At 66.8% G+C, this 19834-nt stretch carries 17 protein-coding genes; all 17 read left to right on the forward strand.

From position 1 onward, the window contains the following. Positions 1-12 precede the first annotated feature (12 nt). Positions 13-1203 (forward strand): hypothetical protein, encoded by a 1191-nt coding sequence (locus tag MRBLMU1_RS00330; protein WP_363495307.1) that lies wholly within the window; start codon positions 13-15, stop codon positions 1201-1203. Positions 1204-1218: 15 nt separating this feature from the next. Next, the gene (locus MRBLMU1_RS00335) at positions 1219-2778 is read left to right on the forward strand and encodes a phage tail sheath family protein (RefSeq protein ID WP_363495310.1); all 1560 of its coding nucleotides are present in this window, start codon (positions 1219-1221) and stop codon (positions 2776-2778) included. A 12-nt stretch (positions 2779-2790) separates the two neighbouring features. Then, positions 2791-3234: a phage tail protein gene (locus MRBLMU1_RS00340; RefSeq protein ID WP_008448509.1), complete on the forward strand. Its 444-nt coding sequence runs from the start codon at positions 2791-2793 to the stop codon at positions 3232-3234. 17 nt (positions 3235-3251) lie between these two features. Then, on the forward strand, positions 3252-3632 hold the full coding sequence (locus MRBLMU1_RS00345) for a hypothetical protein (protein WP_363495314.1): 381 nt from the start codon (positions 3252-3254) through the stop codon (positions 3630-3632). After that, on the forward strand, positions 3629-3808 hold the full coding sequence (locus MRBLMU1_RS00350; RefSeq protein WP_008448507.1) for a DUF6760 family protein: 180 nt from the start codon (positions 3629-3631) through the stop codon (positions 3806-3808). Before MRBLMU1_RS00345 ends, MRBLMU1_RS00350 begins: the two co-directional genes overlap by 4 nt. Before the next feature lie 5 nt (positions 3809-3813). Then, entirely contained in the window at positions 3814-4242 is a 429-nt protein-coding gene (locus tag MRBLMU1_RS00355; RefSeq protein WP_363495317.1) for a phage tail protein, read from the forward strand. Further along, complete coding sequence (locus tag MRBLMU1_RS00360; protein ID WP_363495320.1) at positions 4242-5273, forward strand: hypothetical protein; 1032 nt, start codon at positions 4242-4244, stop codon at positions 5271-5273. Before MRBLMU1_RS00355 ends, MRBLMU1_RS00360 begins: the two co-directional genes overlap by 1 nt. 11 nt (positions 5274-5284) lie before the next feature. Beyond that, a complete protein-coding gene (locus MRBLMU1_RS00365; RefSeq protein WP_363495323.1) occupies positions 5285-5983 on the forward strand; it encodes a CIS tube protein in 699 nt (232 codons plus the stop codon). After that, positions 5961-7073 (forward strand): phage late control D family protein, encoded by a 1113-nt coding sequence (locus MRBLMU1_RS00370; RefSeq protein ID WP_363495326.1) that lies wholly within the window; start codon positions 5961-5963, stop codon positions 7071-7073. Before MRBLMU1_RS00365 ends, MRBLMU1_RS00370 begins: the two co-directional genes overlap by 23 nt. Then, entirely contained in the window at positions 7070-7705 is a 636-nt protein-coding gene (locus tag MRBLMU1_RS00375; RefSeq protein WP_363495328.1) for a phage baseplate assembly protein V, read from the forward strand. The genes MRBLMU1_RS00370 and MRBLMU1_RS00375 overlap by 4 nt, the downstream gene beginning before the upstream one ends. Before the next feature lie 10 nt (positions 7706-7715). Beyond that, a complete protein-coding gene (locus MRBLMU1_RS00380) occupies positions 7716-8012 on the forward strand; it encodes a PAAR domain-containing protein (RefSeq protein ID WP_070266727.1) in 297 nt (98 codons plus the stop codon). A 19-nt stretch (positions 8013-8031) separates the two neighbouring features. Beyond that, positions 8032-8442, forward strand: coding sequence for a GPW/gp25 family protein (locus MRBLMU1_RS00385; RefSeq protein ID WP_363495331.1), 411 nt, complete (start codon positions 8032-8034; stop codon positions 8440-8442). Beyond that, positions 8439-13430: a hypothetical protein gene (locus MRBLMU1_RS00390; RefSeq protein WP_363495334.1), complete on the forward strand. Its 4992-nt coding sequence runs from the start codon at positions 8439-8441 to the stop codon at positions 13428-13430. The genes MRBLMU1_RS00385 and MRBLMU1_RS00390 overlap by 4 nt, the downstream gene beginning before the upstream one ends. Next, a complete protein-coding gene (locus MRBLMU1_RS00395) occupies positions 13427-15340 on the forward strand; it encodes a putative baseplate assembly protein (RefSeq protein WP_363495337.1) in 1914 nt (637 codons plus the stop codon). Before MRBLMU1_RS00390 ends, MRBLMU1_RS00395 begins: the two co-directional genes overlap by 4 nt. Positions 15341-15738: 398 nt before the next feature. Beyond that, positions 15739-17427, forward strand: a complete 1689-nt coding sequence (locus tag MRBLMU1_RS00400) for a phage tail protein (protein ID WP_363495340.1) — start codon at positions 15739-15741, stop codon at positions 17425-17427. A gap of 53 nt (positions 17428-17480) precedes the next feature. Further along, the gene (locus tag MRBLMU1_RS00405) at positions 17481-18962 is read left to right on the forward strand and encodes a hypothetical protein (protein ID WP_363495343.1); all 1482 of its coding nucleotides are present in this window, start codon (positions 17481-17483) and stop codon (positions 18960-18962) included. Further along, a complete protein-coding gene (locus tag MRBLMU1_RS00410; RefSeq protein WP_363495346.1) occupies positions 18959-19834 on the forward strand; it encodes a hypothetical protein in 876 nt (291 codons plus the stop codon). Before MRBLMU1_RS00405 ends, MRBLMU1_RS00410 begins: the two co-directional genes overlap by 4 nt.

The raw sequence follows: 19834 nt of genomic DNA on the forward strand, positions 1-19834 counted from the left end.
AGGATAAGCGCCATGAACAACGACACCAACCAACAGGCCGTCAACCCGGCCAGACAGCCCAAGCAAGGCGGCCATTGCTGCCCAGGGGAAGACGGGCCGGCCGACCAGCCCAAGCCACCGCACGAAACCTGTCCTCCTCCCGACACCCAGGGCGAGCCGGAACTGCCGCCGGTGGAAGGCCCCGCGCCCTGCAAGGTCGCATGCAACTGTCCGCCCGCGGACTCGGGAAAGCCGGATTGCTTCGACGATCTGATTAACGTCCAGGCGCGTGTGATCAGCGAGGCTGAGCGGGCCAAGACCTTCAAGGCGGACCTGGAGGCCCTGCTGCAGAAAGCCAAGGCCGCGCAAGGCGAGTACACCAGCGAGAAATACAAGCAGCTGCTGGAGCGCTGGAAGCAGCAGGACAACGACATCGTCGACCTGATCCACCGCGTGGTGTGCGCCAACCCTTGCTGGTACTGCCAGCTGGAGTGCCAGGTCTGCGCCCTGTTCAACAAGGTGCGCGACCTGGAGCTGCAGCTCAATGGCGACGGCAAGAAGGAACACCGCTACTCCAAAACCTATTCGCTGTATGACCAGCGCTACTGGCTGGAGCGCGACCTGGCGCTGAAGCAGGCCACCTTCGACCGCGTTAAGGCGGTGCTGACGGCGTGGGAAAAGCCGGCCGGCGACATCGAGGCGGTCCTCAACGACAACCAGAAGCTGATCGTCGCCATCAAGTCCGCCGACAGCGCGCAGGCCCTGTACGACTTGTTCATCAAGCTGATCCCCAGCCACCTGGCCATCGCGCCGCCGGCAACCTCGCCGGCGACCACCACCGGCATCGACAAGAAGTACACGCAGCTGTGCTGCTGCGACCAGGACGATCCCGACGATTGCTGCGGTCCCGATGTCGGCGAACAGACGGTGCGCCTGCGCCTGCAGGGGCGGCACGCCTATCTGGTGGATCCCGCGCAGTACTTCACCATCATCTGCTGCCTGGTCAAGAGCCGCTACCTGCCGGCCAAGGACGAACTGGCCAAGGCCGAGGGTCTGTTGAGCAGCAAGGTTGCCGAGATCAAGCGCGTGAGCGACGAGATCAAGTCGCGTATCGAAAGCCTGGAAAAAACCGCCAGGGCGGAACTGGCCAAACCCTTCGACTGCACCAACGTCAAGCCGGTCGAAGATTCCCCCGGCCAGCAACAGCAACAGCAGGCCAACTGATACTGGAGAACGATCATGCCTGAATACCTGACTCCCGGCGTCTACATCGAAGAAATCGAACGCGGCCCGCGTCCCATCGAGGGCGTGCCGACCAGCACCGCCGCCTTCCTCGGCGAGACCGAACGAGGCTCCATCAAACCGCGCCTCGTCACCAGCTACAAGGAATACCAGCGCTGGTATGGCGGCACCTTCGGCGACAGCAAGTTCATGCCCTATACGGTCAGCGGCTTTTTCGAGAACGGCGGCAAGCGCCTGTATGTGTGCCGCATCGTGGGTGAAAACGCCACGCCGGCCGAGGCGACCTTCGGCCAGTTCCTGGTGCGGGCGTCCGGCGCCGGCTCCTGGGGCAAACGGGTCTGGGCACGCATCGACGACAGCACCACCAAGCGCCCCGATGCCGGCGGCACGCCGGTTGCCGTGGGCTTCCGCCTGCGTTTCGCCTTCTGGGCCAATCCACCGGCCAATTTCCAGCCCTTCGATCCGATCGCCGAGCCGCTGCGGCTGCCCCGGCCCTCGCTGAGCGAGGACTTCGACGATCTTGTGACCGACGCCTCGTCGCCCGACTACTGGCAGAAACGCATGCGCGATAGTTCGGCGCTGGCCATGCTGGTGCCGGTGCCGCCGGCGGGGCCGGACGCCAGGCCTGCCAACGGTTCGTCCGCGCTGTCGCAGGCGGGCGCCGACGACCCGGCTCCGCTCGACGTGGCCGACTACAAGGGCGACCTTGTGCCGGGCGCTCCGCGCGCCGAGCTGCAAGGCCTGGCGGCGCTGGAGCTCGATCCCTTCCGCGAGGTATCGCTGGTGTATGCGCCGGCGGCCGACACCGACACCACGGTGGCCATCATCGACCACTGCGAAAGAATGCGCTTCCGCTTTGCCGCGGTCGATGTCAGCAAGGGCGCCAGCAACGCCGGCGGCCTGGACCCGCGCACCAACGTCAAGGACAGCTCGTATGCGGCGTTCTACTACCCGTGGATCTCCATGTCCGACCCGCAGACCGGGGCGCGCAAGACCGTGCCGCCCGGCGGCCATGTGCTCGGCGTGTACGCCCGCACCGACGTCGAACGGGGCGTCTTCAAGGCGCCGGCCAACGAGACCGTGCGCGGCGCGCTGGAACTGGAGTTCGACATCAACGACAGGACGCAGGAAGTGCTCAATCCGCGCGGCGTCAACGCGGTGCGCCAGTTCCCCGGCCGTGGGATACGCATCTGGGGTGCGCGCACGCTGAGCTCCAACCCTCTGTGGAAGTATGTGAGCGTGCGGCGACTGTTCATTTTCCTGGAACGCTCGATCTACGAAGGCACGCAGTGGGTGGTGTTCGAACCGAACGACATCCAGCTGTGGGACCGCGTGACCGACACGCTGCGCCTGTTCCTGCGCAGCCAGTGGCGCCAGGGCGCGCTGTTCGGCAGGACCGAGGAGCAGGCCTTCTTCGTCACCTGCAACGAGAGCACGATGACGCAGGACGACATCCTGAACGGCCGCCTGATCTGCGAGATCGGCATCGCGCCGGTCCGGCCGGCGGAGTTCGTGGTGTTCCGCATTTTCCAGAACACCGCAGAAGCACAGCGCTAACAGGAGCCCATCATGGATCGCAATGACCCGCTACGCAACTTCCGCTTCCGCCTGGAGATCGACAACATTACCCAGGCGGGCTTCAACGAAGTGGCGATCGCCGAGACCACGGTCGAAGCAGTCGACTACCGCGAAGGCACGGACCCGCCCCACATGCGCAAGCTGTCGGGCCTTACCAAGTTCGGCAACATCACGCTCAAATCGGGCGTCACCTTCGGCACCAATGCGCTCGACCTGTTCAAGTGGCACAACGACGTCTCCAACGGCCTGGTGTCGGAGCGCCGCAAGAAAGTGGTCATCGTCGTCAAGGACGAATCGGGCGCCGACCGCGCGCGCTTCGTCATCAGCGAGGCGTGGCCGGTCAAGTACGACCCGAGCGACCTCAGTGCCAAGGGCAACGAGGTCTTCATCGAAGTGCTTGAGCTGTGCAACGAGGGCATCGAGCGCGTCAAATAGCCACCATGGAGAACGTCATGAACGACCATGTCCGTCCCGGTTTTGCGACCGAAGTGGAATTCCACCTGCCGAAAGGCTATGTGGACGCCGGCGGCACCCTGCACCGCCACGGCGTGATGCGCCTGGCGACAGCGGCCGACGAGATCCTGCCGCTGCGCGATCCGCGCGTACAGCAGAACGAGGCCTACCTGATCGTCATCGTGCTGGCACGGGTGCTGACGCGGCTCGGCACCCTGACCGATATCGACACCAGCACCATCGAAGGGCTGTACGCCTCGGACCTGGCCTACCTGCAGCAGCTGTACGAACGGCTCAACGCGCCGGGAGAACTCGACGGCGACGAGGCCGCGCCGGCCGGGCGGTCCATGCACGGGATGAGCGCATCGGGGGGAGCATGAAGGCCTATCCCGTCAAATCGCTGTACGAGGAGATGGCCTTCATCGCGATGCACTTTCATTGGTCACACAGCGATTTGATGCAGCTTGAACACCGGGAGCGGCGCCGCTGGTGCCGCGAGATTTCGGCCATCAACCGCGCCCAGTCGGGCCGGCCGGCCAACCCTTTTGACGTTTGACCACCATGGCTACCCGAACCGATCCTCTGCGCGGCTTCCGCTTCCTCGTCGAAATCGACGGCATAGCGGTGGGCGGCTTCCTGCGGGCCAAGGGTTTGGTGCGCGAGGTGAAGTACGAGTCGCAGCGCGAGGGCGGCGTGAATCACTATGAGCACAAGCTGTTCAGCCAGGTCACGCATCCGGCGGTCGTGCTGGAGCGTGGCCTGGCGTTCGACCAGCTGTGGAACTGGGCCCACGACGTGTCCGAAGGCCGCATCGTGCGCAAGACGATCTCGGTGCGGCTGCTCGACGAGCGCGGCGGCAAGGGCTGGACCTGGCATGTGGACAACGCGTTCCCGGTCAAGTGGTCGAGCGCCGACCTGGATGCCAACTCGTCGCAGGTGCTGATGGAGAGCGTGGAGTTCGTCCATCACGGGCTAAGGAAGGGAAGCTGATGAAACTGGGCATCCGCGACTCGGCGCGCAAACTGGCGCAGGCGCTGAAACGCAGCGGCTGGAGGAAGGCGCGTGCGCCCCTCCGTGCCCGCAGGTTCCTCAGCCGGAGCGGCGTTCTGGCGGGCGGCCGCTGGGGCGCGCTGCGGCTGCAATGGCGGCGTGTCGCGCAGCTGCCGATGGCGTCGATGCCGCCCGCTGCTGCTGCCCTGCCCTACAGCGCCGGCCCCACGCCGCACTGGTTGGCACATATTCATCTGCACGTCGCCACGCCGGCGATGGCGGCGCGATTGAAAACCTCTTCCAGCCGGGAGCCCGGCTACGCATCCCGTGCGGCGCGTAAGGTCGTAGCCGGCGAGGCAACACACAACCTCGCGGCCCGGCAGGCCTTCGCCCCGCAGCCGCTCGCAAGGTTCGCTGCGCCCCGGATCGGCGGGCTATCCACGGCGCCCTCTCAGCGCGGCCGGAACTTGGCGCCGACAATGTCGCCGTCCGTTCGTCCCGCCAGCCCGACGGCTATCGTATCGGCATCGGCAGTGGCAACGCCTCTGCGCGCTGCCGCCATGCATACGGCCTTTGCGACGCGACGTCCAGAGTCGCAGGCCGTACGGCCCGCCGGCATCGCACCACTGGCACACAACGCTCCGCTGAACTGGCGGCGTGGCGCAGTGCCGCTCAAGACGGCAACGCAGCAAAGCCATGCCGCCGACGTGGGCGGACAGGCCGGGCCGGCGTCGGCAGCGGCGCTGTGGCAGCCGCAATCGCCCGCGCTGGTCTGGCGCAGACAGCCGGCCACGCAGCCGGATGGCGGCGGCAATGCCCTGGCGGATGGAGCGGAGGGCGGCGGCCGGGCAGCGACGGCACGCAAGACCGCGCCGCCGCAAGCCGCCCCTGTCGCGCCCACCGCCAGCGCCATCGCGGCACAACTGCGCGCCGCCCAGCTGGACCCCGTACTGACCGACCGCCTGGCAACCGAAGTGATACGCCGGGTGGAGCGCAGCTTGCGCATCGCGCGCGAACGGCGCGGCTACTGAAGGACGACACCATGGCACATGCACAACTCAAAAAGGCGACCATCACGGTGCTCGATGGCGACGACAAGGACAAGGTGATCAGCGTCCTGTTCAACCCATCCGAATACAGCTTCGAACGGTCGAACAGCTACAAGGCCACGCCGGTGCCGGGTTTGAGCTCGCCCATCCTCCAATTCGTCAACGGCGAAGCGGACCAGCTGTCGATGGAGCTGTTCCTGGACGACTACACCGACCCGGAAGGCCCGACCTCGCGCGAACGCAAGGAGCAGAATCCGGTCATGACGCGTCTGCGCGACCTGAGCAAACTGCTGCTGGTCGACAGCAAAATCCATGCGCCGTCGCCAGTGCGCTTCAACTGGGGGCCGATGGAGTTCACCGCCATCATCGAAAAGCTGAGCCGCAAAGTCACCATGTTCCAGCCGGACGGCACGCCCGCCCGCGCCACGCTGTCCGTCACCTTCAAGGAATACCGCACCCTCAAGCAGCAGGTGGAATCGCCGCGCCGCGAATCGGCCGACAAGAGCAAGCGCCGCGTCGTCGTCGGGCGCGATCGCCTGTGGCTGCTGGCGGCGCGCGAGTACAACGACCCGAATGAATGGCTGCGGATCGCCAAGGCGAACGATCTCGACGACCCGCGCGAAATCGCCCCCGGCGACTGGCTCGAGCTGCCACCGATGGAGAATCCAAATGGATCTCGCAACACTGTCTAGCCGCTACGGCGACTTCTATGTGCCGGCATTCGCGGTCCGCGTGGCGCGCGACGACCTGGTGCGCGATACGCTGGTCGCCGTCAGCCAGGTCGAGGTGGACATGATGCTGGGCGGTGCGGCGCATTTCAGCTTCACCGTGGTCAACGCCTACAGCATCGAGATGCGCGCCTTCGTCACGGGCCGCAACCGCAAGCTGCTCGACATCCTGACCTTTGGCGCCGAAGTCGATGTCTGCATGGGCTACGGCGACGCCCGGGCGACGCCGCTGGTGCTGAGCGGCGTGATCACCGAGATCTCCACCAACTTCCCGGACGCGGGCACGCCGGAGCTGGTGGTATCGGGCTACGACCATGCCTTCCCGCTCACCACCGGCAAGAACTCCCGCACCTGGTCGAAGGCGCGCGACAGCGACGCCGTGCAGGATATCGCCAGCTACCACAACCTGAAGACGGACCTTGCGCCAACCAAGGAGCGGCGGCCGCAGATCGAGCAGAACCAGGAGAGCGATTTCGAGTTCCTGAAAAAACTGGCCGACGCCAATCACTACGAGCTGTTCGTCGATGCGCAGAAGGTGTTGCACTTCCACCCGCCGCACGACAAGGGCGACGCCGTGGTGCGGCTGGCGTGGGGCGAAGGGCTGATCAGCTTCAAGCCGGAGGCCAACCTGGCCCGCCAGGTCGCCAAGGTCGAGATCTTCGGCTGGGATCCCAAGCGCAAGGAGAAGATCGTCGGCGTGGCGAAGGCGGGGCAGGAATCGGGCCTGGAGGCCAAAGGCCGCAGCGGCGGCCAGCAGCTGAAGTCCTTCGTGCGCGACAGTTCCAAGCAGCCGGCCCTGCGCCTGCGCCAGCCGGTGTTCAGCCAGGCCGAGGCCAACCAGCTGGCCAAGGCCACGCTCGACGAACGTGCCAAGGAGTTCCTCACCGGCGAGGCGGAGGCGATAGGCCTGCCCGAGCTGCGCCCCGACCGCAACGTCTTCCTCGACCGGCTGGGCGATCCGTTCTCGAAGACCTACTACATACAGCAGGCCAACCACAAAATCGATTCCGGCGGCTACCGCACGCGCTTCAAGGTCAAGGAGACCGGCTTATGAACCTCATGGAAGTGCCGCGCGAAGCGGAGAGCGAATCCGGCGGCAACGTCAAAGGCGTTGCGATCGGCGTCGTCACGCAAAACGACGACCCGGAAGGACTGTGCCGCGTGAAGGTCAGCTATCCGTGGCATGAGCAGCCACGCGAGAGCTATTGGGCGCGACTGGCCTCGCCGATGGCGGGCAAGCAGCGCGGCCTGGTGCTGATCCCCGAGATCGGCGACGAGGTGCTGCTGGCTTTCGAGCGCGACGACCTGCGCTTCCCTTTCGTGCTCGGCGCGCTGTGGAACGGCAAGGACCAGCCGCCTGGCGCCAACAGCGACGGCAAGAACGATCAACGCCTGTTCAAGTCGCGCAAGGGACATCAGCTGATGTTCGACGACGGTTCCAAGGGTGTGGTCGAGCTGTCGCTCAACGACGGCAAGAAGCTGCGGCTGGACGACGACGGCATGCGCTTCGACGATGGCAAGGGCAACCGCTTCACGGTGGACAGCAACGGCGGCGCATTGACCATCGAATCGACGGGCAAGCTGACGATCAAGGCCGCGTCGGTGGCGATACAGGCCAGCGGCGGCCTCGATATCAAGGCCGGCGCGGTCATGAGCCTGAACGGCTCGGTCATCAAGCTTAACTAGGGAGACGGCAATGGGACAGGCAGCGGCACGCGTAGGGGACAACACCAGCCATGGCACGCCCCTGGGCCCGGGCCCGGGATGCCCGACGGTGCTGATCGGCGGGCGGCCGGCATGGCGTGCCGGCTCCGATACCCATGTCTGCCCGCTGTCGGACGGCCCCAAGCCGCACGTGGGCGGCGTGGTCGCGGTGGGTAGCGTGACGGTGCTGATCGGCGGCCTGCCGGCGGCGCGCATGGGCGACGCCATCGTCGAAGCGGGCGCCCCTAATCCGATCGCCGCCGGTGCGCCGACGGTATTGATCGGCTAGACGAGGACGGGAGACAGCCATGGACGAACACAAGGACTTCCTGGGGCGCGGATGGGCGATGCCGGTGGCGCTGGACCCGCATACCGGCCGTCTCGCGGTGGCGGAGTTCGAAGACGACATCCGCCAGTCCATCCTGATCATCCTGGAAACCGCGCCGGGCGAACGGCTGATGCACCCCGATTTCGGCTGCGGCATCCACGAGCTGGTGTTCAGCGCCGTCGACTCCACATCGCTGCAGAGGGTGCGCTCAGTGGTGGAGGAAGCGCTGCGCCAGTTCGAGGCGCGCATCGACGTGCTGTCGGTCGTTGCCGATATGGACGACGGCGTCGACGGCCTGCTGACAGTGGAAATCGAATACCGCGTGCGCAAGACCAACCAGACCGGCAACCTGGTATTCCCCTTCTACTTCCGCGAAGGAGGCCGGGCATGAGCGCGCGGCGTCCGCCGGGACTGGACCCGCGCCGCGAAAGCGAGTTCCGGCGGCAGCTGCTCGAACGCGCACGCCAGTGGATACCCGCCTGGGCGATGGACGAGAACCATCCCGACTTCGCACAGGCGCTGCTGGCGGTTGCCGCGCGCTTCCAGGGCGAAGTCGCCGAGCGGCTCGACAAGGGCGGCGACAAGATGGCGCTGGGCTTCCTGGACTGGCTTGCCGTACGCGGCCAGGCAGCAGTACCAGCGCGCATGCCGGTGGTATTCAAGCTGGCCGACAAGGCCTCAGCCATCGACGCGCCCGCACCCGTCCAGCTGACCGTCGACGCAGGCGGCACGCAAGTGGTGTTCGAGACCGAGACCAGCGTCAGGCTGCTGCCGGCCAGCCTGCAGATGGTGGTCGCCGCCGATAGCGCGAAGGACGAATACTATTTGCCGCCACCCGGCCTATCCGGCCTCGATCCGCTGGAGCCGCTGCCGACCGAATGGACATTGCGCAGCTTTGCGGCGCCCGGCAGCGCCACCTTGCAGCTCGATCCGCCGCTGGGACTGAAGGCGGAGATGGTGCTGGACCTGGATGGCCAGGAGTTCCGCATCGTCAGTGTCAACGAGGATCTGGTCGGCATCGATCCGCCGGTCCCGGCATCCGTGCAGTTCGAGCCGGCCACCACGCGGGTGCGCAAGGTCAGCGCGTTCGATCCGTTCAACCAACGCACCCGCAACCGGCAAAGCCATGCGCTGTACCTGGGCCATTCCGACTTGCTCAATATCGGCTCCGAGGCCGTCATCAAGATCGCGGCCCTGTCGGCGCTGGGCAACGACGTTCAGTGGCACTACTGGGGCGTGACCCCGAATGCCGCGGAGCCCGCGTGGTTGCCGTTCGAGCCGGGTTCGAACGCGGACGCGCTGCGCAAACCGAGGGGCTCGATGGAGGAACTCCAGATCGGATCTCTGACGTCACGCTGGATACGCGCCAGCATCGCCAAGGTGCAGCCGCCGGCCCACGCGCTGAGCTACGAAGCCATCGAACTGCTCGTCAACCCGGCCGACTTGACGGGAGCTTGCACGGCGCCCGGCGGCGGCATTATCGATGTCGAAGGCGTGGTCGCCATGGCCAACACCACGCCGCTGGAACTGAGAACCACCAGCTTCCCGCTGGGCCGCGAGCCGCGCCAGTTCGACGCTTTCTATCTTGGCTCGGACGAGGCATTTTCCAAGCACGGTGCGAAGGTCCGCGTCTGCGTCGATATGGCGGATGCCTCGTTCACGTGCTTCGCCGCACTGCGGGCGGGCGACAAAGCCAATCAACTGCTGGCGGGCGTGGCCCAGGACGGCCATCTGCATTTGCTCAGCTTTACTCCTTCGAATGGACGACTACTGCCCTACCGCGAACCTTTGCAACCGCCCTCGCCCATGTCATTCGGGCAGCCGGCGGAAGGCCTGCCGGTCGCGCTGGATGCGCCGGCCACATTCCGGCCGGCCTTGTGGTCCCAAGCCAACCCGCCGTTCGGGCGCGACGTCACCATCGCCGTCAGCGCCGGCGCCTCGGTGTGGGCCTGGCGCGAAATCGGGTTCATCCCTTCGTTCAGCGGCTGGACCTCGCTGGGTACGGTAAACCCCACGCCCGGAATCGGCGCCATCCAGGGACTCGTTTATCTCTCCGCCCCCGGCGATAGCAACCTGTTTGCGCTGCTGGATGGCGCGCTGTACGCACGAAATCCCAACGGGAGCGGCACCTCATGGGCGCCGGTACCGGTGGATGTCGCGGGCACGCCTCTGAAACTGAAGCAGATCGCACCTGTCATCACCCATGACGGCGACCTTGGAGTGGGCACCATGGACGAAGGGCTGCTGGCAGTGGGCATCGACGGCAATGTCTACTCGATAGCCCTGGTGGCCGTGGCGGCCGGCCTGGCCGGTCACGCCACACTCCTGTTCGGCCAGGCCTTGACCAACGTGGCGCCTGCGGGCTTGCGTCGGGACGATGCCAAGCTGCTGGTGGTGGCTGCGTGCGAAACGGGACCGGGCCACCAACTGCTGCGGGCGTCCCTGCAGGGCACCATCATCGAGGCCAATCTTGAGAACAGAGCTACGGTGCTTCCCTGCGCCATCGACGTCAACCGAAGTTCCGGCCAGCTGGGGTTTGCCGCCACGCTGCAGCTGCCCGACGGCAGTTCCGCCATCGGGTGGTGGTCGTCGGATGATGGGCCGCAGCCGGACGGCTTGCTGATCACCAAAGTTCCCGACGGTCTGGGTACTGCGGCGGGATCGCCTACGCTGCTGGCGCAGCACATCGTGGTGCCGGCCAAGTCCGGCCAGGTGCTGGTTGCGCAGTTCAACCTGGCTCTCCAGCACACTTTTTTCAGCTACCTGGAATGCGCCATTGTGACGCCGCTGTCCAACCAAAGGCTGGCGAAGGACGATCGCATCGCGATATCCCTTGGCGCAGGCGCGCTTGCGTTGCGCAGAATCGTCGCGGACGGCATCAACAACGACCGCCAGATGATGTACCAAATGAGCAGCAAATTCGGCGCTCCGCAAGTCGGCGAGGATCTGCTGGTCTACCGCACATCGGCAGCCGGACTGCCTGCTACGGTGTCGGCGACGGTAGATACGATCGTGCTTGCGGCGACCGATACGCAAACCGTAGCGGGCAAGATCCTGGCGATCGACGACAATGTGAAGATCGACCTGTACACCGTCACCGACGTCACCGCCGGCGTGGCGACGCTGGACGACAACCTGGGCGCGTCAGTCGGCGACAACATCGCCTACTGGCGTTCCGAACCTGCCATCGGCGGCGTGCGGCCGCTACTGAAACTCGATCCCACCACCAACGGCAACTGGGACGCAGCCCTGCTCGATCGGACCTTGCTGACCTTCCCCGACGCGACCCCGTTGCTACAGCATGGCACTGCCTTTGCCACGGATGCCGGCCGGCCGACGTTGGTCGTACTGGAGAAGGAATTCACTGTCGTACCGACGCCGGCCAAGTTCATCGTCGACGGCTCCATCGACAAGTGGAGCAGCCAGCCGGAAGATATCGGCACCAATCCTGAGCTGTCCTGGGAATACTGGAACGGCAGCGCATGGTGGAAACTCAGTGGCCTGACCGACGGCACCGGGAACCTGAAACGCAGCGGCGCGATCCGCTTCGACATACCGGCCGACATGCAGTCGACCGACTGGGCCGGCACGACCAGCCATTGGATACGCGCCCGCCTGATCGGCGGCGACTATGGCCAGCCGCGCACGGTGGTCAAGACTGTCCCTGGCCCCAATGGCACGGTCGAGCAGACCGTCCAGCGCTTCCCCGACGAAGTCAATGCACCGCAGGTTTTGCGGCTGCGCGTGCAATACGCCGTCAACACGCCGGTCCCGCCGACTTATGTCCTCACCGCCGACGGCGGCGCCCTGCGCGACCAGAGCGACGCCAATAGCACGGACGGCGCGCTGGTGACGATCTTCACCCCGCTGGCCGACGCGCTGCCGACCGCCACAGGCGCCAGCGCCGGCGCGGAACCGGTACGCGCGCTGTATCTGGGCTTCAGCAGCGCGCTGGCCGGCCAGCCGGTCAACCTGCTGGCACTGGTCGAACGCGAACAGCAGTTGGGCGCATTCGCTCCAATGCGCATCGAAGCCCTCAGCGGCGAACACTTCATCCCCGTTCCTGCGGAAGACAGCACGCGCGCCTTGGGCGAAAGCGGTTTGCTGTCGCTCAGCCTCTCGCTGCCTACCGTCACCGCCGCGCTGTTCGGCCAAACCCTGTGCTGGCTGCGGCTGTCGCCGTCGCAGCACGCGCCGGCGGACGGATGGACGCCGGCATTGCGCGGGCTGTATCTCAACGCCGTCTGGGCGCGCGCCAGCGAGACCATGACACGCGAGCGGCTCGGCAGCTCGACCGGCGCACCCGGCCAGGCTTTCCTGCTGGCCCGTCCACCTGTGCTGCACGCCTCGCTGGAACTGCGCGTGCGCGAGCCGCTCAGCGTCGAAGAACGTGAGGCGCTGCTGCGCGCCGACCAGACCAGCGTGGTCAGCGACGTCGCCTCCGACCTGCCCGGCCATTGGGTGCGCTGGCGCCAGGTCGCCGATGTGGACGATGCCGGCCCGCTCGACCGCGTCTACGCGCTGGACGAAACCAGCGGCGAGGTGCGCTTCGGCGACGCCGTGCACGGTGCGATTCCGCCCATCGGCCGCGACGCCATCGTCGCATTCTCCTATCGCCGCACCGAAGCCGGCGCGCAGCCGGATACCGTGCCTGCAAACGGCATCGCTCCCCGTACCAGCCTGAATCTGGTCACGCCGCTGGAAGGCGTGGAGGCGGCGTTCGCGGCCGACCAGTCGGCGGGCGGCTCGCCGCCAGAGTCCACCGAGCGGGTGCGCCGGTTCGCATCGGCGCGGCTGCGCCACCGTGGACGCGTATTGACGCTGCGGGACTTTGAAGCCTACGCACTGCAATCGTCACCGGACATTGCCCAGGCGCGGGCCTGGTCCGAAGGCGGCGTGCGGCTGCTGATCGCCATGCGCGGCAAGGACGTGCTGCCCAGCCAGGCGGTGAAACGCGAGCTGCGCCGCGCACTGCTCGCGGTGGCGGCGCCGCACATCGCTATCGGTCAGGCGTTGCACGTCGACGGCCCGGCGCTGCGGCGGCTGAGAATTTCCGTCGCGCTGACGGTGGAAACACTGGCCGGCAGCGGCCAACTGGCCGACTACGTCAAGGCCGCACTGTCGGCGTTCTTCGACCCGGCGCTCGGAGGCCTGGGCCGGCAAGGCTGGCCGCTGGGTGCGGATCCGGCCGAAGACGACGTCGCACTGGCGCTGCTCGACGCGCCGGGACTGGAAGGTCTGGACAGTATCGTGTTCGAGGAAATCAAGGACGACGGCAACGCCGTCATCTGGCCGCACACGGTGCGCAGAAACGAACTGGTGGTGCTGGACGAAGACGGCGTGCGGATCGACTTCATCGTCATGGAGGCCGAACTATGATCGCGCTGGCACCCGACTATTTCGACCGCCGCTTCGACGACCTGATGGAGATCGGCCGGTCTCGCCTGCCGGGCACGGCCCCCGGCTGGACCGACTACAACCTGCACGATCCAGGCATCACGCTGCTGGAGCTGATGGCCTGGGTCACGGAGGCGCAGCTGTACGCCCTGTCGCGCATGCGGCGCGACGAACGCACGGCCTACGCCGCACTGTTGGGTCTTGGGCCGCGTGGGCCGTTGCCCGCCCGTGGGTTCATCTGGCCGGAAGCCGGGCCCGCGCGCTACACGCGCAGCCTGGTGATAGACGCCGGCGCCGTGGCTGTGCCGGAGCAGTCGGCCCATCCGGCGTACCGCTCCGTCTACAAACAACTGTGGCTGGCGGCGGCGATCCGCGCGGTGCGCACCATCGGCGTCGACGGCAAGGTGCGCGACCATACCGCCACAAACGAACGCGCCAACGTGGTGTTCCTCCCGTTCGGCGAAAGCGCGGGGCCGAACGATGTGCTGGCGATCGACATCGCCTGCCCTGCCGGCGGCGGGCTGTTCCCGGAGCGGCGCGGCGATGCCGACCGCGCTTTCCTGATCGTCGGCGTGCGCGCCGACGCCACCTCGGGCGAAGATGGCGCGGCCGCAACCCCGGTTCCGCTGGAGATCACACTCAATGACGGCGCCGCGCGCCATACCCTCCGCCTGGTCGACGATACCAGCGCCGGTTTCACGACCACGGGCGTGCTGGTGCTGGACGTTTCCAGTGTCGCCGGCTCTCCCTCCGCGTTCGCGTTGGAGTGCCATGCACCCGGTGGTTTCCCGAGGCCGCCGCGCGTCAGCCGCATTGCACTGAACGTCATGCCGGTGCGCCAGGGCAGCCTGATCGGACAGGAGCTGCACATCGCCACGGGGCTGCCGGATCAGGTGCTCAAGCTTCGGCAGGATGGCCTTGAGTTCGCAGCCGGCGCCGAAGCGGTCAAGGTGCAGATCGAACAGGACGGCTTGCTGCACACCTGGTCGCAGCGCAAGCGGCTTGACGACGCCGGTCCGCGCGACAAGGTGTATGCCCTCGATCCGCTGCAGGCCACCATCACGTTCGGCAACGGCATCAATGGCAGCCTGCCACCGCCCGCCGCCCAGATATCGTTGACCTATGCCGTCTGCGACGGCGTCGAAGGCAACGCCATGCGCAATCAGCGCTGGCAGGTAAATGGCTTTAACGGCGCTTACGGCCTCAATCCGGACCCAATGCTGGGTGGCCTCAATCGTTTCGACCGTGCCGACCAACGGCGCGAAGCGCGCCGCCGCGTACGCGACGAACATGCACTGGTGACGGCATCGGATCTGGAGGCCGCCGCCCTGGCGCTGCCGGCGCTGGAGGTCGCACGCGCGCTGATTCCCGCTGCGCCATCGGCCCCGCGTGCGGATAGAGGCGTCGTCAATCTGGTGGCGATGCGCCTGCGCATAGGCGGCGTGGAGCCGGACGAAACGCCGGAAACCGCCCGATGGCTGCGCGCCGTGCAGAGCGCCCTGGCGCCACGCCTGCCGCTGGGCCGACGCCTTCAGGTGCAAGCGCCCCGCTACGTGCTCTTCCATATAGCGTTGGAAGTCGAGGCACTGGTCGGATACAGGGAAGACATGGTCGTAACGGCGATCAAGTCCACGCTGCAGGAGCGCCTGGCTTTGACCGCCAGGCAGCCGGCCGGCATGCAGCGCGAACTGGGCTTGGGCGTCACCCAGCGCGACCTGACGGCTTGGATCCGCAAGGTTGATGGTGTCGCCCGCATTCTGTCGCTCAAGTTGTTCGATGCGGACAACCGCGCCATTCCCGCAGTCGCAGTGCCTCGCCTCGGTCTGCCGAAATTCGTCCTCAACGACAGTGTCGTGACGGTGCGCCGGCCAGCGCCTGGGAGTGCGGGATGAGCGCGAATCTGCAACGCCGCTACCGCTTCGAGACCGCCGGGCAGTGGGCCGCAGGCCTGGGTGCGCGTGTCGATGGCGAGGCCATGAACGCAACGGACGCTGTAGCGCCCTTCGCGCCGTACGGCGAAGTGCCTGCACTGTTCGCCTCCAAGGGCGCGTTTGCGCCGGCATCCACGCGCTACGGACGCGTGTTCTGGCGAGCCGCCGACTGCAAGCTGCTGCGCCTGGATCCCGACGATGAAGGCGTCCATGTACTGCCGGCGCCTTCCGCACCGAATGCGGTGCGCCGCATGGCGGCCACCCACGACAATCTCTGGCTGGCCGGCGGTACGCCACCCCGGCTGCGCTGCCACGATAGCGAAGACCTGGCCCGGCGCTTCGTGACCGACGTCGCCGAAATGAATCTCATCGATTTCGCCTCCGACGGATGCGATGGCGTCTGGGCGCTGGCACTACCCGCCTGCGGCGACGGGCCGCCCTGCTGCATCCACATCGACTGCGCCGGCTACGAGGTAGGCCGCTTCACGATCGACGACGCATCAGCGCCCATCCAGCTTGCATGGCTCGCACGCGCCGAACGCCTGTTCGTGCTGGCAGCCGGTGGCAAGCGCCTGAACGCCTATGCCCCTGGACTATCAAAACCGATGTTCGTCGTCGACATCGACCGCGTGCGCCCATGTTTCGCCGTGACCTTCCTGGGCAGCGACGTGCGCTCGCGTCTGGTGCTTGCGGGACTGGAGCACAGCGCCTGGGGCGGCGGCGCTACCGTGTTGACGCTGGACGCCGACGGCCAGGCCTTGCATACGCTGCCTTTGCCGGCACCGGCCACCGGCATCCATGCCACGGCCGATGCGCTGCTTGTCACCACGATGGACGGACTGCTGCGCTACCCGCTGGACGCCAGCGCCGGCGGTGCGTCGGAGAGCCGCTGCGATTTCATCACGCCGGTGCTGCAATCCCCGGTCAACGAGAATCCGCGTCGCTGGTTGCGGGTGGAGGCGCTTGCCAAGCTGCCGCCGGGCAGCAGCATGGAGATCAGCTATGCCGCCACAAGCGACCCGCAGGTGCAGGAGCAGGCCGCACGCATCGCCGCAGACCGCAGCCTGACAGCCGGACAGCGCCTGGCGCGCTTGCGTGAATATCTGCCGGCGTGGCATGCGCCGATTGTATTCCAGGGCGCAGATACCGACACCGACGGCCCGCTGGCCGTGCCTTTGTTCGACGTGCATGAGCCGTGGCTGTGGGTCAGCGTCACGCTGGTCGCGGCGCCGGCTTCCGCGTTGCCGCGCCTCACCCGGCTCGACGTGCTCTATCCGGGCCTGACGTTGATGGAATACCTGCCGCAGGTCTACCAGCGCGCGGAGGCGGAGCCGGACAACTTCCTGCGCGCGCTGGTAGGCGTGCTCGAAACCGGCACCCAGGAACAGGACCAGCGCATCGCCGCCATGGGCAGCATGATTGCCCCCGACACCGCGCCGGCGGAATGGCTGGACTACCTCGCCCGCTGGCTGGACCTGCCATGGGACGACGCGCTGGAGGTCGACCAGAAACGCCGCCTGCTCGCCAGCGCCGACAGCCTGGCCGGCAGCCGCGGCACCCGCGCGGGACTGGAAGCGCTGCTGGCGGCCCTTCTACCCGGCACGCCACCGCCCTATCGCATTGTCGATCGCAGCGCGCAATACGGCTTTATGGCGCTGGGCGGCACGACATTGCCTGCACTTCTGGCGGGCTTGCCGGCATCGGCGATGGCGCTGAACCGCAAGGCCATCCTGGGCCGCGGGCGCCTGACCTGCCCGGCCGCCCCGCCCGACGACACCGCGTGGCTGACCGGCCAGGTAAGGATCGCCGTTACCGCGACGGCGGCTCAGCGGGCCGCATGGGAACCGTGGCTGGCCGCGCTGGTCGGCGCCATGCTGCCGGCCACGGTGCGGCTGGTGCTGGAATGGCGCAGCGTCGCCGCGCGCCGGCTGGACGACCGTCTCGTCGACGGTTATGTGTTGAATGAAGCGCCGGCGCCGCACCTGGGCACCGACGCAGTCACCGGGCTGGCCCGCCTGGGCGGAACCGGCGGACCGGAATTGCGATGAGCAGTCCTAAAGAACAAGCCACACAGACAAGCCACACAGGAAGAGGTGAAAATATGAGTACCAATAGGACTACCACCTGGAGCACAGCCAAGCAAGGCTGCAAGCCGCAACCGGAACCCTGCTGCGAGCATGACTGCGCCTCGGGCACCAGGAACCGCTACTTCCTCAACAAGCACATAACGCCGGATGTCTGGCAGGTCGAGCAGGACTACCAGATCGGGCGGCGGCGGCTGGTCAACCGCGCGGTGCACGGCTGGGGCGTGGTGTACGGCTATCCGGTGACGATGGCGGCCAGCGCGGCATGCAGCGGCACCGGCGACCAGGCCCCGACAGGCATCAAGGTGGGCGCCGGCCTGGCGTTCGACCGCATGGGACGGGAACTGGTGCAAACGGACCAGATAGTCGTGTCGCTCGACGACATGCTGGAGCTGCCGGGCGGCGAAAGCGAAGACGACAGCTACCTGCTGCGCGTGCACTATGCCGAACAGCTATTGGCGCCGGTGTCGGTCAAGGATTCCTGCAGCTGCGAGCGGCAACAGTGGGACCACGTCTGCGAGACGGTGCGCTATTCGCTGCAAAGGGTGCCGCGTTCCACATGCTGCGATCCGCACCCGTGCGAACTCGATTGCAGTTGCGCCGCCTGCTGCGCCGAGCAAGGCACGCGCGCCGGCAGCGAGGGGGATGACGACAACGGCGTTCGGGCCGGCGCCGCGCGCTGCCTGTGCGACCACCTCACGGAACTGTCCCCAGGTGCGGAGTGCAGCGGACTGACCGAGGTATCCAAGCGCGTTCGGGTCGACCTGCACAACGGCGTGGCGCTGGCCTGCCTCTCGCTGCAGCAGGACGAATGCGGAAAATGGTACATCGCGGAAGTCATCGACGCCTGCGGCCCGCGCAGGCTGGTCAAGCGCAACGACCTGCTGTTCGACCTGATACGCGGCTGCGACCTGACCCGCATCAGCGAAATCAGCTGGGCCGAATGGCATCGTTCGCGGGAGCGTATCGCGTGGGAGGAGTTCGACAGCTTCTTCGATATCCAGCGCAGCGAGCAAGGCGGCTGCGAGACCAACTTCGTGGTCCGCTTCACGCGGCCGGTACGCATCGATACGTTGACGGCGGACTGCTTCAGCATGACATTCCTGATACGGCAGCGCGAAGGCGGCTGGCTGATACCGATGCGCGCGCCCATCGTGCGCGTCATCTACGGCGAGATATCGGGCGAGAAGGAAGAACTGGCACAACACGCATCGCTGGTGGTGGGTTGGGGCTGGGTCTGCGACGCGCTGCGCGGCCTGGAGACCGAGTTCGAACGCCCCGGCGTCACCGTCGAAATGGAGATCTACGGCGACTTCATCCTCGACTGCAACGGCCAGGCGCTGGACGCGGACGCGCGCGGCCGCTCGCCCGGCCCCAGCGGCAACGGCACGCCGGGCGGCACGTTCCGCTCCAGCTTCCAACTGGAGGCCAAGCCCCTCCGGCCCGATCCCGACGCGGCACAACCACAGAACACCGTTCAAGGAGGTAATCTGTCATGAACCAGAAATCCATCATCGGCACGCAAAAGGCGCAGTCCACGCTGGTCCGTCCGCAGTACAGCCCAGGCTTGCTGCTGAACGACGATGACCTCAGCCAGGCGGTCGACTACACGCGCGACTTGAACCGCATGCTGTTCCGGGCCTTGCTGGGCTGCGGCGTGGTCTGCGGCCTGGTGGTCAAGACGGTCAAATCCACCGGCACCTGTGGCGCGCTGCAGGTCAGCGTCGATGCCGGCCTGGCCCTCGATTGCCATGGCGACCCGTTGCACCTGCCCAGCACCTGCACGGTCAACATCGATCCCTGCGCCGTTCTATCGCCCCCGCTGTGGGTAATAGCCCGCCGCTACGACAAGCATTGCGCGCCGCGCGGCACCGAGTGCTCGCCCTGCGACGATGCAACCACGGTATGCACCCGCATCCGCGACGGTGTCGAAATTGCCGTCGTCAGCGCGCTGCCCGCATGCTTCTGCGGTTGCTCCGAAGCGGCTGCGCCGACGTCCACCGACACTGACGCCACAAAAACCGGTACCGGCGGCGACGCCAAAGCCAAGACTGCAGCGGCCGAAGGCGGCGGAAAGTCCAAGACATCGACGGCAGCGGCGACGACGGCGCCGCTTTCCACTCCAGCCCGGAATCCAGGTAGCGACAGCCAGCCCAAGGCCAGCTCGCCCGACGATCCCTGCTACAAGGATCACTACGCGGGCACTTGCGCCGTCTGCTGCGGCGATTGCGTCTGCGAATGGGTAGTGTTGGCCCAACTTACCCCATCGACCGACGGCAGCTGGAAGAGCGACCATTCCGTACGACGTTTTATTCGTCCGCTGCTGCTGGCCGATCCGCAGCCGGCCCTGGACAAAGCTGCCAACCCCTGA

It is taken from the genome of Burkholderia sp. LMU1-1-1.1, assembly GCF_040675865.1.
GTDB lineage: Bacteria > Pseudomonadota > Gammaproteobacteria > Burkholderiales > Burkholderiaceae_D > Rugamonas.

Bases quoted from the DNA above. Each gene is read 5' to 3' on its own strand.
- MRBLMU1_RS00365 (WP_363495323.1), top strand. From the start codon at position 5,285: ATGGCACATGCACAACTCAAAAAGGCGACCATCACGGTGCTCGATGGC.
- MRBLMU1_RS00375 (WP_363495328.1), top strand. From the start codon at position 7,070: ATGAACCTCATGGAAGTGCCGCGCGAAGCGGAGAGCGAATCCGGCGGC.
- MRBLMU1_RS00330 (WP_363495307.1), top strand. From the start codon at position 13: ATGAACAACGACACCAACCAACAGGCCGTCAACCCGGCCAGACAGCCC.
- MRBLMU1_RS00340 (WP_008448509.1), top strand. From the start codon at position 2,791: ATGGATCGCAATGACCCGCTACGCAACTTCCGCTTCCGCCTGGAGATC.
- MRBLMU1_RS00400 (WP_363495340.1), top strand. From the start codon at position 15,739: ATGAATCTCATCGATTTCGCCTCCGACGGATGCGATGGCGTCTGGGCG.
- MRBLMU1_RS00350 (WP_008448507.1), top strand. From the start codon at position 3,629: ATGAAGGCCTATCCCGTCAAATCGCTGTACGAGGAGATGGCCTTCATC.
- MRBLMU1_RS00370 (WP_363495326.1), top strand. From the start codon at position 5,961: ATGGATCTCGCAACACTGTCTAGCCGCTACGGCGACTTCTATGTGCCG.
- MRBLMU1_RS00405 (WP_363495343.1), top strand. From the start codon at position 17,481: ATGAGTACCAATAGGACTACCACCTGGAGCACAGCCAAGCAAGGCTGC.
- MRBLMU1_RS00380 (WP_070266727.1), top strand. From the start codon at position 7,716: ATGGGACAGGCAGCGGCACGCGTAGGGGACAACACCAGCCATGGCACG.
- MRBLMU1_RS00335 (WP_363495310.1), top strand. From the start codon at position 1,219: ATGCCTGAATACCTGACTCCCGGCGTCTACATCGAAGAAATCGAACGC.
- MRBLMU1_RS00360 (WP_363495320.1), top strand. From the start codon at position 4,242: ATGAAACTGGGCATCCGCGACTCGGCGCGCAAACTGGCGCAGGCGCTG.
- MRBLMU1_RS00355 (WP_363495317.1), top strand. From the start codon at position 3,814: ATGGCTACCCGAACCGATCCTCTGCGCGGCTTCCGCTTCCTCGTCGAA.
- MRBLMU1_RS00390 (WP_363495334.1), top strand. From the start codon at position 8,439: ATGAGCGCGCGGCGTCCGCCGGGACTGGACCCGCGCCGCGAAAGCGAG.
- MRBLMU1_RS00410 (WP_363495346.1), top strand. From the start codon at position 18,959: ATGAACCAGAAATCCATCATCGGCACGCAAAAGGCGCAGTCCACGCTG.
- MRBLMU1_RS00395 (WP_363495337.1), top strand. From the start codon at position 13,427: ATGATCGCGCTGGCACCCGACTATTTCGACCGCCGCTTCGACGACCTG.
- MRBLMU1_RS00345 (WP_363495314.1), top strand. From the start codon at position 3,252: ATGAACGACCATGTCCGTCCCGGTTTTGCGACCGAAGTGGAATTCCAC.
- MRBLMU1_RS00385 (WP_363495331.1), top strand. From the start codon at position 8,032: ATGGACGAACACAAGGACTTCCTGGGGCGCGGATGGGCGATGCCGGTG.